The sequence below is a fragment of the Serratia sp. FGI94 genome (genome assembly GCF_000330865.1).
GTDB classification, from domain to species: Bacteria; Pseudomonadota; Gammaproteobacteria; order Enterobacterales; family Enterobacteriaceae; genus Serratia_B; species Serratia_B rubidaea.
Genome location: NC_020064.1, coordinates 62576 through 75747 on the forward strand (window position 1 = coordinate 62576; position 13172 = coordinate 75747).

Annotated in this window: 10 protein-coding genes; 6 read left to right on the plus strand and 4 right to left on the minus strand. The window is 61.0% G+C overall.

The genetic code is table 11. The features are described from left to right. Window positions 1-30: 30 nt before the first annotated feature. Window positions 31-1350, minus strand: coding sequence for a xylose isomerase (gene xylA / locus D781_RS00270; RefSeq protein WP_015344052.1), 1320 nt, complete (start codon window positions 1348-1350; stop codon window positions 31-33). Window positions 1351-1703: 353 nt separating this feature from the next. Between xylA and xylF the strand changes: the two genes are divergently transcribed. Genes xylF through xylH form a run of 3 tightly spaced genes read left to right on the plus strand, consistent with a single transcriptional unit; the run spans window position 1704 to window position 5428 of the window. Next, the gene (gene xylF / locus D781_RS00275; RefSeq protein ID WP_015344053.1) at window positions 1704-2702 is read left to right on the plus strand and encodes a D-xylose ABC transporter substrate-binding protein; all 999 of its coding nucleotides are present in this window, start codon (window positions 1704-1706) and stop codon (window positions 2700-2702) included. Between the two features lie 22 nt (window positions 2703-2724). Then, window positions 2725-4266, plus strand: a complete 1542-nt coding sequence (locus D781_RS00280; RefSeq protein WP_015344054.1) for a xylose ABC transporter ATP-binding protein — start codon at window positions 2725-2727, stop codon at window positions 4264-4266. Then, complete coding sequence (gene xylH, locus D781_RS00285; RefSeq protein ID WP_015344055.1) at window positions 4244-5428, plus strand: xylose ABC transporter permease XylH; 1185 nt, start codon at window positions 4244-4246, stop codon at window positions 5426-5428. Before D781_RS00280 ends, xylH begins: the two co-directional genes overlap by 23 nt. 54 nt (window positions 5429-5482) lie before the next feature. On the opposite strand, the gene nhaC is transcribed toward xylH, so the two are convergent. Next, window positions 5483-6955, minus strand: coding sequence for a Na+/H+ antiporter NhaC (gene nhaC, locus D781_RS00290; RefSeq protein ID WP_015344056.1), 1473 nt, complete (start codon window positions 6953-6955; stop codon window positions 5483-5485). Window positions 6956-6973: 18 nt separating this feature from the next. After that, the gene (locus D781_RS00295; RefSeq protein ID WP_015344057.1) at window positions 6974-8140 is read right to left on the minus strand and encodes a MalY/PatB family protein; all 1167 of its coding nucleotides are present in this window, start codon (window positions 8138-8140) and stop codon (window positions 6974-6976) included. A 206-nt stretch (window positions 8141-8346) separates the two neighbouring features. Here D781_RS00295 and xylR point away from each other — a divergent pair, with 206 nt between their 5' ends. Further along, window positions 8347-9525: a D-xylose utilization transcriptional activator XylR gene (xylR, locus tag D781_RS00300; protein WP_015344058.1), complete on the plus strand. Its 1179-nt coding sequence runs from the start codon at window positions 8347-8349 to the stop codon at window positions 9523-9525. A 6-nt stretch (window positions 9526-9531) separates the two neighbouring features. Here the strand turns inward: xylR and D781_RS00305 are convergent, their stop codons facing one another. Beyond that, on the minus strand, window positions 9532-10386 hold the full coding sequence (locus tag D781_RS00305; protein WP_041411682.1) for a LysR family transcriptional regulator: 855 nt from the start codon (window positions 10384-10386) through the stop codon (window positions 9532-9534). 122 nt (window positions 10387-10508) lie between these two features. Here D781_RS00305 and D781_RS00310 point away from each other — a divergent pair, with 122 nt between their 5' ends. After that, window positions 10509-11714, plus strand: coding sequence for a cyanate transporter (locus D781_RS00310; protein ID WP_015344060.1), 1206 nt, complete (start codon window positions 10509-10511; stop codon window positions 11712-11714). A 130-nt stretch (window positions 11715-11844) separates the two neighbouring features. Next, a complete protein-coding gene (locus D781_RS00315) occupies window positions 11845-13146 on the plus strand; it encodes an esterase-like activity of phytase family protein (protein ID WP_102024941.1) in 1302 nt (433 codons plus the stop codon). Window positions 13147-13172: the final 26 nt, after the last annotated feature.

Consider the following 13172-nt stretch of genomic DNA (forward strand, 5'->3'; position numbering starts at 1 on the left):
TGCGGGGCGGGCGCTGCCGCCCCGGCAGGATTAGCCGAACAGATAACGGTTTACCAGATTCTCATATTTCTCCTGGTGGCCGCTGTGATGCTGCGGCGCCAGATTATGCTGTTCAGCGTACTTGGCCAGCGCGTCCAGCGACAGTTTTCCCTGCAGAATTTGTTGGCCCAGCTCGCCGTTCCAGCCGGCATAGCGTTTGGCGACCTGCCGATCCAGCTGCCCGTCCTCAATCATTCTGGCCGCCACCTTCAGCGCCAGCGCCATGGTGTCCATCGCGCCGATATGGCCGTAGAACAGGTCATATTTGTCGGTGCTCTGGCGGCGCACTTTGGCGTCGAAGTTCAGGCCGCCGGTGGTAAAGCCGCCGGCCTTGAGGATTTCAAACATCACCAGCGCGTTCTCTTCGACGCTGTTCGGGAACTGGTCGGTATCCCAGCCAAGCTGCGGATCGCCGCGGTTGGCGTCCACCGAGCCGAAGATGCCGAGCGCGATGGCGCTGGCGATTTCATGGTGGAACGAGTGGCCGGCCAGCGTGGCGTGGTTGGCCTCGATGTTCACCTTGATCTCCTTTTCCAGCCCGAACTGCTTCAGGAAGCCGTACACCGTGGCGACGTCGTAATCGTACTGATGCTTGGTCGGCTCCTGCGGTTTCGGCTCGATCAGCAGCGTGCCCTGGAAGCCGATTTTGTGTTTGTGCTCCACCACCATCTGCATAAAGCGGCCAATCTGTTCGCGCTCCTGGCGCAGGTCGGTGTTCAGCAGCGTTTCATAGCCTTCGCGGCCGCCCCACAGCACATAGTTTTCGCCGCCGAGCTGCTGGGTGGCGTTCATCGCGCTGTATACCTGCGCCGCCGCCCAGCTGAAGATTTCCGGATCCGGGTTGGTAGCCGCGCCGGCGCCATAGCGCGGGTGGGTGAAGCAGTTGGCGGTGCCCCACAGCAGTTTGACGCCGCTGCTTTGCTGTTTTTCCGCCAGAACGTCGGTCATCACGGCGAAGTTGTGCAGATACTCCTTCAGCGATCCGCCTTCCGGCGCGACGTCAACGTCGTGGAAGCAATAGTACGGCACGTTGAGCTTGCGGAAGAATTCAAAGGCGACGTCCGCCTTGCGCCGCGCCAGCTCCAGCGCATCACCCGCCTGCTGCCAGGGGCGCTCGAACGCGCCGCTGCCGAACATGTCCGCGCCGTTCCAGCAGAAAGTGTGCCAGTAACAGGCGGCAAAACGCAGATGGTCGGCCATGCGTTTGCCTAATACGATTTCATCTGGGTTGTAGTGGCGGAATGCCAGCGGATTGTTGCTGCCGGTTCCTTCGTAACGGACTTGTTCAAGCTGATCAAAATAAGATTGCATTCTCGACTCCTTGGTAACAGAACCCGGCTTAACGGGATGCCTTAATCTTCGGAGTTGATGACGGCGGTCTCAATTATGTTATTTCACACTCAAATTCAGATAATTATTAAATGTGCGATGGATCTCATATTGCGCGTTTATTTAGCCAGCTTGATCCGCCGGCAGCGATAAATTTTTACCAGGTTAAAACATGATCGCCATCATAAAAATAACATTAAACCAAAAAACGTAATTCGCCGGTAAAAATCAGTAATTGCTGAGTTAGCGCTAAGCGACAACACTTTCCGGGACGTTGTGCCATAAAAAGTCGTTTCAATTATTACCCTACAATTTCAATAAAGAAGGTATATAAGATGAAATTTAAGCACTTATTCCTCTCTGCCTGCGCCATGCTGGCGCTGGCCAGCCAGCCGGGGTTCAGTAAAGACGTCAAGATTGGGATGGCGATTGACGACCTGCGTCTGGAGCGCTGGCAGAAAGACCGCGATATTTTTGTCAAACAGGCCGAAGCGCAGGGCGCGAAAGTGTTTGTGCAGTCCGCCAACGGCAATGAAGAAACCCAGATGGCGCAGATTGAGAACATGATTAACCGCGGCGTCGATGTGCTGGTGATCATTCCTTATAACGGGCAGGTGCTGAGCAACGTCATCGGCGAGGCGAAGCGCGAAGGCATTAAAGTGCTGGCCTACGACCGCATGATTAATAATGCGGATATCGATTTTTATATCTCGTTTGATAATGAAAAAGTGGGCGAACTGCAGGCGCAGAGCCTGGTGCAGCGCGTGCCGCAGGGCAATTACTTCCTGATGGGCGGCTCGCCGGTGGACAACAACGCCAAACTGTTCCGCCAGGGGCAGATGAACGTGCTGAAACCGCTGATTGACGCCGGCAAAATCAAGGTGGTCGGCGACCAGTGGGTGGACGCCTGGCTGCCGGAAAATGCGTTGAAAATCATGGAAAACGCCCTGACGGCCAATAACAACCACATCGATGCGGTGGTGGCCTCCAACGACGCCACCGCCGGCGGCGCGATTCAGGCGCTGGCCGCGCAGGGGCTGGCGGGCAAGGTGGCGATCTCCGGGCAGGACGCAGACCTGGCGGCGGTCAAACGCATTATCGCCGGCAGCCAGACCATGACGGTGTACAAGCCGATCAGCAAACTGGCCGATGAAGCCGCCAATATTGCGGTGCAGCTGGGGCGCGGCGAACAGCCGAAATCCAACGCCAGCTTAAATAACGGCAGTAAAGCGGTACCCGCCTGGTTATTAACGCCGGTCTCCGTCGATAAATCCAATATCGACAGCACGATAGTCGCCGATGGCTTCCATAAAAAAGCCGAGCTGGGTAAATAAACTGCGCCGTACGGAGGACGTTATGTCCTGTTTATTGCACATGAAGCATATCACGAAGCAATTTGGCGCGGTGAAAGCGGTGGATAATGTCAGTCTGCAGCTGGAAGCCGGCCAGGTATTATCATTATGCGGTGAAAATGGTTCAGGAAAATCCACATTAATGAAAGTGCTGTGCGGAATATATCCGCACGGCAGTTATCAGGGAGATATTTATTTTTCCGGCCATTTAATCACGGCGAAAACGATTCGCGACACCGAGCAAAAGGGTATCGCCATCATTCATCAGGAGCTGGCGCTGGTTAAACAGATGACGGTGCTGGAGAACATGTTCCTTGGCAGCGAGTGGAGTCGCCATGGCCTGCTGGACGATGACGCCATGTATCAGCGCTGCCGGCGCATGCTGGCGCAGGTCAAGCTGGCGGTAGATCCCGATACCCGCGTCGGCGAGCTGGGGCTGGGGCAGCAGCAGCTGGTGGAGATCGCCAAGGCGCTGAACAAGCAGGTGCGGCTGCTGGTGCTGGATGAGCCGACCGCCTCGCTGACCGAAAGCGAAACCGCCACGCTGCTGACGATCGTGCGCGATCTGCGCGATCGCGGCATCGCCTGCATCTATATTTCCCACAAATTGAACGAGGTGAAGGCGATCTCGGATCTGATCTGCGTGATCCGCGACGGCAAACATATCGGCACCCGCCCGGTGGCCGGCATGAGCGAGGAGGAGATTATCGCCATGATGGTCGGCCGCGAGTTGACCGAGCTGTATCCGCAGACGCAGCACGCCGTTGGCGAGGTGGTGCTGCAGGTCGATAATCTGACCGCCTGGCACCCGGTTAACCGGCATATCCGCCGGGTTGACGACGTATCGTTTACGCTGCGGCGCGGTGAAATTCTCGGCGTCGCCGGGCTGGTGGGTTCCGGCCGCAGCGAAACCATGCAGTGCCTGTTCGGCGCCTATCCCGGGCGCTGGCAGGGGCGCATCACCATCGACGGACAGGCGGTGTCGATCGGCAACTGCCGGCAGGCGATGCGCTACGGCATCGCCATGGTGCCGGAAGACCGTAAACGCGACGGCATCGTGCCGGTAATGGGGGTCGGCGCCAATATGACGCTGGCGGCGCTGGGGGAGTTCAGCGGCCCGCTGTCGGTATTGGACGAGGCGCGCGAGCAGGCGGTGATTCAGCAGTCGCTGGCGCGGCTGAAGGTGAAAACCGCGTCGGCGGAGCTGGCGATCGGCCGCCTGAGCGGCGGCAACCAGCAGAAGGCGATCCTCGCCAAGTGCCTGCTGCTGAACCCGAAAATCCTGATTCTGGATGAGCCGACGCGCGGTATCGATATCGGCGCGAAATATGAAATCTACAAGCTAATCAATCAGCTGGTGCAGCAGGGCATTGCGGTGATCGTCGTCTCGTCCGAACTGCCGGAGGTGCTGGGCCTGAGCGATCGCGTGCTGGTGATGCACCAGGGGAAAATCAAGGCCTCGCTGGAAAACCGTAATCTGACCCAGGAACAGGTGATGGAAGCCGCGTTGAGGAGTGAAAATCATGTCGAAAAACACGCTGTCTGAGGCAAGCCTGCCGGCTGCGCCCGCCAAAAAGCCGCGCCTGCCGCTGAAATCGCTGAATCTGCAGGTGCTGGTGATGCTGGCGGCCATCGCCGTGATCCTGCTGTTCTTTACCTTTACCACCGAAGGCGCGTACCTCAGCGCGCGCAATATTTCCAACCTGCTGCGCCAGACGGCGATCACCGGCATTCTGGCGGTCGGCATGGTGTTTGTGATTATCTCGGCAGAAATCGATCTGTCGGTCGGCTCGATGATGGGGCTGCTGGGCGGGGCGGCGGCGATTTTTGACGTCTGGCTCGGCTGGCCGCTGCCGCTGACCGTCGCGGTGACGCTGCTGGCTGGCCTGCTGCTCGGCGCGTGGAACGGCTGGTGGGTGGCCTATCGCAAGGTGCCTTCCTTTATCGTCACGCTGGCCGGCATGCTGGCGTTCCGCGGGATTCTGATCGGCATCACCAACGGCACCACCGTGGCGCCGACCAGCAGCGCGATGTCGCAGATTGGTCAGAGCTATCTGCCCGGCGGCCTCGGTTTCGGCATCGGCGCGCTAGGGCTGGCGTTGTTCGTTATCTGGCAGTGGCGGCGGCGCAGCAGACGCGCGCAGCTCGGGCTGCCGTTGCCCGCCGCCGGCGGCGACGTCGCCCGGCAGAGCGTGATGGCGGTGGTGGTGCTCGGCGCCATCTATTTGCTGAATGACTATCGCGGCGTGCCGACACCGGTGCTGATCCTGACGGCGCTGATGCTGGCGGGGATATTTATGGCCTCGCGCACTGCCTTTGGCCGGCGCATCTACGCCATCGGCGGCAATATCGACGCGGCGCGGCTGTCGGGGGTGAATGTCGAGCGCACCAAGCTGGCGGTGTTCGCTATTAACGGCCTGATGGTGGCGATTGCCGGGCTGATCCTCAGTTCCCGGCTGGGGGCCGGCTCGCCGTCGGCGGGCAACATTGCCGAACTGGACGCCATCGCCGCCTGCGTGATTGGCGGCACCAGCCTGGCGGGCGGGGTCGGCAGCGTCGCCGGCGCGGTGCTGGGGGCGTTTATCATGGCGTCGCTGGATAACGGCATGAGCATGCTGGACGTTCCCACCTTCTGGCAGTACATCGTTAAAGGGGCGATCCTGCTGCTGGCGGTTTGGATGGATTCCGCCACCAAGCGGCGGGCATAGCGCATAGGGCGGCCGCTGAGGCGTTGCTGCTTCAGCGGCCGGAGGGCGGCGGCGTTATTGCGCCGCCTTTTCGTTGAGGGGGGAGGCGTTATCGGCGGCCTGCTCCGCCAGCTGTCGCTGCTGTTCCGGGGTCAGGCGGGCGATGCCAAAGCCGGTGAACCCCCACAGCATGGCGAAAAAGATGCCGCTCCAGCACAGCACCGCCCAGGGCAGATAGGCGAGCGTGGCGACGCCCAGCGTGCCGGCCATATAGGCGCCGGCGGCGGTCCAGGGCAGGATGGGTTCGAAAATGGTGGCGGAATCTTCGACCGTGCGGCTGAGGTTCTTCGGATGCAGCCCGCGTTCGATATAGGCGCTGCGCAGCATCTCAATCGGGATCAGGATGGAAATCTGCCCGTTACAGGTCACGCCGATCATGGTCAGGCCGCAGGTCAGCGTGGCCACAATCAGCGTACCGGTGGAGTGCACTAGCTTGAGCAGGTTATGGACAATCACTTCCAGCGCGCCGCTCAGCGCCAGGGTGCCGGCGAAAGAGAGCGCGCAGAAGCAGATCAGCAGCGTGCCCATCATCGAGTTCATGCCGCCGCGGTTAAGCAGGTTACTCAGCAGCGGGTTGACCGGCGTATCTCCCAGCATCGACACGTTAAAGCCGTCGACCGCGCTTTTGACGATGTCGTGTAGCGCAAAGCCCTGAATGAAGGCGGCGTTGAGCATGGCGCACAGGGCGGAGACCAGCATCACCGGGATGGTGGGCTTTTTGCTGGCGGAGCCGTACAGCACGATGGCGATCGGCAACAGCAGCAGCCAGTTGAAGTGGTAGATGCCCTGCAGCCCGTCGGTGATCAGCGTGACTTTATCCGTGATGGCCGCGCCGGCGAGATCGACGGACAGGCCATAGCACAGCATCACCACGGCGGAGAGGATCAGCGACGGCAGGGTGGTGTAGAGCAGGTGGGCGATATGCTCATACAGATCGACCTGCGCCGCCATCGCCGCCAGGTTGGTGTCGCCGGACAGCGGGGAGAGTTTATCGCCGAAGTAGGCGCCGGCAACCACCGCGCCGGCGGTGGCGGCCAGGTTGGCTTCCATGCCGATCGCCACGCCCATAAAGGCCACGCCGATGGTACCGGCGGAGCCCCAGGAGGTGCCGGTACAGACGGAGACGACGGCGGTGACCAGCAGCGCGGTGACGTACAGCATGGCGGGGTTAATCAGTTTGAGGCCGTAATAAATCATCAGCGGAATGGTGCCGCCGGCCATCCAGGTGCCGATCAGCAGGCCGACGCTGATCAGAATCAGCAGCGCCGGCATGGTCTTGGCGATCTTCTGGGAGATGGCGTTGAGAATGGCGCCGTAGTCATGGCCGAGGCGCCTGACCAGCAGGGCGGCGATCACCGTCGACAGCACCATCAACGGCTCCGGCGGCAGGTCGAACGCGGCATAGCCGACGCCGAGCAGCAGCACCATGGCGATAATCGGCAACAGGGATTCCGTCAGCGTCGGAATTCTTGGTTTCATAGTATCCATAGGGTACGACTCCTGGTGTTATAACGGGGAAGTCCTGACGATGCGCTGCAGCGCCGCGCTGAGGAGACGGCGCGGCGTGGCGATATTGATCCTGAAGAAACCCCGGCCGGCCGCGCCGAAGTCGGAGCCCCAGCTGGCCTCTACGCCAGCGCGGGTGCGGAACCAGGTTTTGAGCTGCTGCTCGTCCAGGCCGCTGGCGCGATAATCGACCCACAGCATGTAGGTGCCGTCGCTGCGGGTTACCTGCCAGGCGGGGAAATGGCGGCTGAACGTGTCAATCAGCAGCGTACGGTTGTCGGCCAGATAGCGTTTGAGCTGCGCCAGCCATGCATCGCCGTGCTGATAGGCGGCCAGAAAGGCGGGGACGGCATAATAGCCAGGGTTATGAATACCGGCGGCCTCCAGGCAGCGGGTAAATTTCTCCCGGTGTTTATCATTAGCGATAATAATATTTGCCACTTCCAGCCCGGCCATATTGAAGGTTTTGGCCGGCGAGGTGCAAATAAAGGAATGTTGCGCCACATAGTGACTGAAGGTAGAGATAATCTGATGCCGCTGGGCGCTGAAAATAAAGTCGGCGTGCACGTCATCGGAAATAATAAATACCTGATGCCGTTCGGCCAATTCAGCAATTCTTATTAAGGTTTCCGGCGACCAGACGGTGCCGGTCGGGTTATGCGGCGACAGTAAAATAAAACAGGTCGCCCGTTTGAATTTATTTTCCAGATCGTCAAAGTTGATGCTGTAACGGCCATCCTGATAGCGCAAGGTGCTTTCCAGCAGCTGACGTTGGTTCAGAGTCACCGCCTGCACGATGGGGTGGTAGGACGGTGTCAGACTGACGATGGCGTCGCCGGGGGCGGTAAAGTTCTGGATATACAGCGAGACGGCCTGGATGACCCGCGGACAGAAGACGACGTGCTCCGGCGGCACCTGCCACTGATAGTGGCGCTGCATCCATTGTGAAACCACCTGATGCCAGTTGTCGCTCAGCAGGGTATAGCCATAAATGCCTTTTTTACTGTGCTCAACTAATGGATTAATCATCGTGTCGGGCAGGGCAATATCCATATCGGCGACCGAGAGGGAAATAATCTCCTGGCCGTCGTTCAGGCTTTCACTATTCCATTTCGCGCTGAAGGTGCCTTGGCGGGAGATGTTTTTATCAAAATCATAGGCGCTCATTGCTATTTACGCTCTTCCGCTGTTTTTATGGTGGGCTCACCATAGCGCTGGCGTCGAGGTTTTTTTATTCCGCATTTTGTTTTTCAGTTTATGAAAAATGCCTAACGTGATTGTGGTCACAAACGGGCAATAAAATAAATTATGAACTCTCCATTCGTGATGTATATGACAACAAATATATGCAGGCATGGGGCAGCGAGGCAGCTATGTGTGAAAAACGCTATCGTATTACGTTGTTATTTAACGCGAATAAGGTGTATGACCGTCAGGTGGTGGAAGGGGTGGGGGAATACCTGCAGGCGTCGCAGTGCGACTGGGATATTTTTATCGAAGAAGACTTCCGCTGCCGTATCGACAACATCAAAGAGTGGCTGGGGGACGGCGTGATCGCCGACTTTGACGACCGTGAGATTGAGCGGCTGCTGCATAACGTCCAGGTGCCGATTGTCGGGGTGGGCGGCTCCTACCACCGCGACGACGACTACCCGCCGGTGCACTACATCGCCACCGACAATCATGCGCTGGTGGAAGCGGCGTTTATGCACCTGAAGGAAAAGGGGCTGAACCGCTTCGCGTTTTACGGCCTGCCGGCTGAAGGTGGCAAACGCTGGGCGCAGGAGCGCGAATATGCCTTCCGGCAGCTGGTGGCGCAGGAGCAGTATCAGGGTGTGGTGTATCAGGGCCTGTCGACCGCGCCGGAAAACTGGCAGTACGCGCAGAACCGGCTGGCGGACTGGGTGCAGACCCTGCCGCAGCAGACCGGCATTATCGCGGTGACCGATGCGCGCGCCCGCCACCTGCTGCAGGTATGCGAACATCTGGCGATTCCGGTGCCGGAGAAACTGAGCGTGATTGGCATCGATAATGAGGAGTTGACGCGCTATCTGTCGCGCGTGGCGCTCTCGTCGGTGGCGCAGGGGTCGCGGCAGATGGGTTACCACGCCGCCAAACTGTTGCACCGCCTGTTAAAACAGCGCGATCTGCCTTTGCAGCGTATCCTGGTGCCGCCGCTGAAGGTGATCGAACGGCGCTCGACGGATTACCGCTCGCTGCGCGATCCGGCGGTGATTCAGGCGATGCACTACATCCGCCATCACGCCTGCCGCGGCATCAAGGTGGAACAGGTGCTGGATGCGGTGGGGCTGTCGCGCTCCAACCTGGAGAAGCGCTTTAAAGAGGAAACCGGTCAGACGATTCACCATGCGATTCACGCCGAAAAACTGGAGCGGGCGCGTAATCTGCTGGCGACCACCGCGTTATCGATCAACGAGATTTCACAGATGTGCGGCTATCCGTCGCTGCAATATTTTTATTCGGTGTTCCGCAAGGGCGACGCCATGACGCCGAAAGAGTACCGGGACAAATATGCGGAAACGGCCTGCTGACGCCGCTTACGCCAACCGGCAAAACGTCGTCAGCCGCTGCGCCAGCGCGCCGGCGGCGGCAGGGGCGCTGTCACGGTAATACAGCGCCAGTTCGAAATCATTCACCGGCGGCAGGCCCTCCGCCTCGCCCAATACGCGGTGGCTCGGCAGCCGGCAGCCGGCGGGCAGCAGGGTGACTCCCAGCCCGGCGGCGGAGGCGGCGGTCAGCGCCGCCAGGCTGGCGCTGCTGTAGCCGATGCGCCAGCGTTTGCCGAGGTTGTCCAGCGCCTGGCATAGCTCGTCGCGGTACAGCCCGTTGAGTGGGAACACCGCCAGCGGCACCGGCGACTGCTCAATGGCGGGAAAGGCCAGGCTGTCCAGCCACAGCAGCGGCTCCGGCCGCGCCGCGCGCGGCGGCTGGCTGCGGCGCTGTTTAACCAGAATCAGATCCAGCTCTTCACGGCCGTAGGCGTGGTGCAGATCGGCGCTCAGGCCGCTGGTGACGTCCAGCCGCAGGTGCGGATGTTCGCGGCTGAATTCGGCCAGCAGTTCGGTGGTGGAGGCGGCGAAGTCTTCCGGCACCCCGAGGCGCAGCACGCCGTCGCGCCAGACGCCGGTCAGCGCGTCGTGCGCTTCTTCGTTCAGCGCGATAATGCGCCGGGCGTAGCTCAGCAGCTTCACCCCCTCTTCGGTCAACAGCACCTGATGGGAGGAGCGTTCAAACAGCGGTTTGCCGAGCATCTCTTCCAGCCGGCGCACCTGCTGGCTGACGGTCGACTGCGACAGGCACACCCGCTCGGCGGCGCGGGTAAAGCTGCTGCTGTCGCATACGGCAACAAAGCTGAGCAACAGCTGAGGGTTGAACATCGGATAACGATTCATTTTGTCACTGCTGACCATTCCATTATTTAATTTCCAAATACTAACGGCATTTTCTACAGTGAGGCAACGTTGCCGTCACCGCGTTGTGACGGCTCTCCTTCCGCATTTACTGACTGGAATTCATGGTGGTTAATCACTCTCAACCGGCGGGGCAGGCGTCAGGCGCGCGCCGCTGGTTTCATCCTTTGTTATGGGCGCTGGTGCTGATCGGCCTGAATATGCGCCCGCTGTTAACCTCCGTCGGCCCGCTGCTGCCCACGCTGCGCCAGGCCACCGGCCTGAGCTTCGGCGGCGCGGCGCTGCTGACCGCGCTGCCGGTGCTGATGATGGGGCTGATGGCCCTGGCCGGCGGTGCGATCAACCGTCTGCTGAGCGAACGCGCCAGCGTATTGCTGAGCCTGCTGGCGATTGCGCTGGGGGCGCTGTGGCGTGAACTGGCGCCGGACAGCACGCAGCTGCTGCTCAGCGCGGTGCTGGGCGGGCTGGGCATCGGCGTTATTCAGGCGGTGATGCCGGGCATTATCAAACACCATTTTCTCAAGCGCATGGCGCTGGTGGCCGGCCTGTGGTCGGCGGCGCTGATGGGCGGCGGCGGGCTGGGGGCGGCGATCACCCCGTGGCTGAACCGCGACCATGACTGGCACAGCGCGCTGGCCTGGTGGGCGCTGCCGGCGCTGGCGGCGTTGGCGGTCTGGCTGTGGGTGAGCCGCAGGCTGGCGCGGCTGACACCGGCGGCCGCCGGACAGGCGGGCAGCCCGCTGCGCAGCCCGCGCGCCTGGCTGCTGGGGATTTACTTTGGCCTGATTAACGGCGGCTACGCCAGCCTGATCGCCTGGTTGCCGCCGTACTATATACAGCTGGGCTGGCAGCCGCAGGCCAGCGGCGCGCTGCTGGCGCTGATGACGCTGGGGCAGGTGATAGGCGCGCTGGCGTTGCCGGCGCTGGCGCGCGGTCACGATCGCCGTCAGCTGCTGTGGGCGGCGCTGACGCTGCAGCTGATCGGGTTTATCGGCCTGATCGGCTGGCCGCTACAGACGCCGTGGCTGTGGGCGCTGCTGGCCGGCTTCGGCCTCGGCGGGGCGTTTCCGCTGTGTCTGGTGCTGGCGCTGGATCACCTGCCGCAGCCGGCGGCGGCCGGGCGGCTGGTGGCCTTTATGCAGGGCATCGGTTTTTTACTGGCGGGCGCCGCGCCGTATGTCTCCGGCCTGCTGCGCGACTACAGCGGCGGCTTCCTGCTCGACTGGCAGCTGCATACGCTGTTGGTGCTGCTGCTGATGGCGCTGACGGCGCGCTTTCATCCGCGCAGCTACCGGCAGGGCGGCGGGTAATATTTCTGTCATTGCGGCTGCCTATAGTGACGGTGCCTTTACCTCTTGGTCAAACACCTCATCAGGACGCTTAAAAATGACAATGAAAACAACGATAACATCCCTGCCTCTGGCGCTGCTGCTTGGCGGCATGCTGTGCAGCGCGCCGCTGTGGGCGCAGCAGGAGGTTGACGCGCGGCTGGCCGGCCATGCGCTGCTGCCGGTTAACAGCACGCTGACGCCGCCGGACGACGCCCCGGCGGATCTGCGCCAGAGCGGCAAATACACCAGCGGCCAGCGGGTCAGCGTACTTGGCAGCATCGCCGGCCTGTCGGCCGACCGGCCCACCGGCATCGGCCTGCCGATCGACGGCCAGCCGCGGCAGGGGCACTCCGGCATTAAACATATGCCGGACGGCAGCTACTGGGTGCTGACCGATAACGGCTTCGGCAGCAAGGCCAACTCGCCGGACGCGATGCTGTATCTCAGCCACTACCGCATCGATTTTAAGACCGGCGCAGTGGAGCCGCTGAAAACGGTATTTCTGCACGATCCGGACAAGAAAGTGCCGTTTCATATTGTCAATGAGAGCACCGACCAGCGCTACCTGACCGGCAGCGACTTCGACCCGGAAAGCTTCCAGTTCGCCGATAATGCCCTGTGGATCGGCGACGAATTCGGCCCTTATCTTATTAAGGCCACGCTGGACGGCAAGATTCTGGCGGTGTTCGACACCCAGGTGAACGGCAAGGTGGTGAAATCGCCGGACAACCCGACCCTGACGCTGCCGGGCGCGCCGGACGGCAAACAGAACTTCCAGGTGGCGCGCTCCAAGGGCTTTGAGGGCATGGCGCTGTCGCCGGACGGCAGCAAACTGTATCCGCTGCTGGAAGGGGCGCTGTGGGACGGCGAAGATTTTGAGCAGGTGGACGGTAAGCGCTATTTGCGGGTACTGGAGTTTGACGTTAAGCGCCAGCAGTGGAGCGGGCGCAGCTGGCAGTACGTGCTGGAGGATAACGCCCACGCGATCGGCGATTTTAATCTGATCGACGCCACGCACGGGCTGGTGATTGAGCGCGATAACGGCGAAGGTACGGCGGATCGCGCCTGCGCCGCCGGCGCGCCGACCGAGAACTGCTTCAGCCAGCCGGCGCAATTCAAACGGGTGTACCGCATCGCGTTTTCCGACGCCAACGTCGGCAGGCCGGTGGAGAAGCAGGCTTACATCGACCTGCTAAAGATTCAGGATCCGAACCGGCTGGCGCGCAAGCCGTTGAATAACGGCGTGCTGACCTTCCCGTTCTTCACCATTGAAAACGTCGACGTGGTGGATAAGCGCCATATCATCGTCGGCAACGATAACAACTTCCCGTTCTCCACCAGCCGTCAGCCGAATCAGGCGGACGATAATGAATTTATCCTGCTGGAAACGCCGCAGCTGTTAACGCCGTAGGGCGAAAAAAGCGTGCGCCGTCCGGC

What these genes read in the sequence shown, in the direction of transcription:
- xylA (WP_015344052.1), bottom strand. Translation starts at nt 1,350, where the DNA reads ATGCAATCTTATTTTGATCAGCTTGAACAAGTCCGTTACGAAGGAACC.
- xylF (WP_015344053.1), top strand. Translation starts at nt 1,704, where the DNA reads ATGAAATTTAAGCACTTATTCCTCTCTGCCTGCGCCATGCTGGCGCTG.
- D781_RS00280 (WP_015344054.1), top strand. Translation starts at nt 2,725, where the DNA reads ATGTCCTGTTTATTGCACATGAAGCATATCACGAAGCAATTTGGCGCG.
- xylH (WP_015344055.1), top strand. Translation starts at nt 4,244, where the DNA reads ATGTCGAAAAACACGCTGTCTGAGGCAAGCCTGCCGGCTGCGCCCGCC.
- nhaC (WP_015344056.1), bottom strand. Translation starts at nt 6,955, where the DNA reads ATGGATACTATGAAACCAAGAATTCCGACGCTGACGGAATCCCTGTTG.
- D781_RS00295 (WP_015344057.1), bottom strand. Translation starts at nt 8,140, where the DNA reads ATGAGCGCCTATGATTTTGATAAAAACATCTCCCGCCAAGGCACCTTC.
- xylR (WP_015344058.1), top strand. Translation starts at nt 8,347, where the DNA reads ATGTGTGAAAAACGCTATCGTATTACGTTGTTATTTAACGCGAATAAG.
- D781_RS00305 (WP_041411682.1), bottom strand. Translation starts at nt 10,386, where the DNA reads ATGAATCGTTATCCGATGTTCAACCCTCAGCTGTTGCTCAGCTTTGTT.
- D781_RS00310 (WP_015344060.1), top strand. Translation starts at nt 10,509, where the DNA reads ATGGTGGTTAATCACTCTCAACCGGCGGGGCAGGCGTCAGGCGCGCGC.
- D781_RS00315 (WP_102024941.1), top strand. Translation starts at nt 11,845, where the DNA reads ATGCTGTGCAGCGCGCCGCTGTGGGCGCAGCAGGAGGTTGACGCGCGG.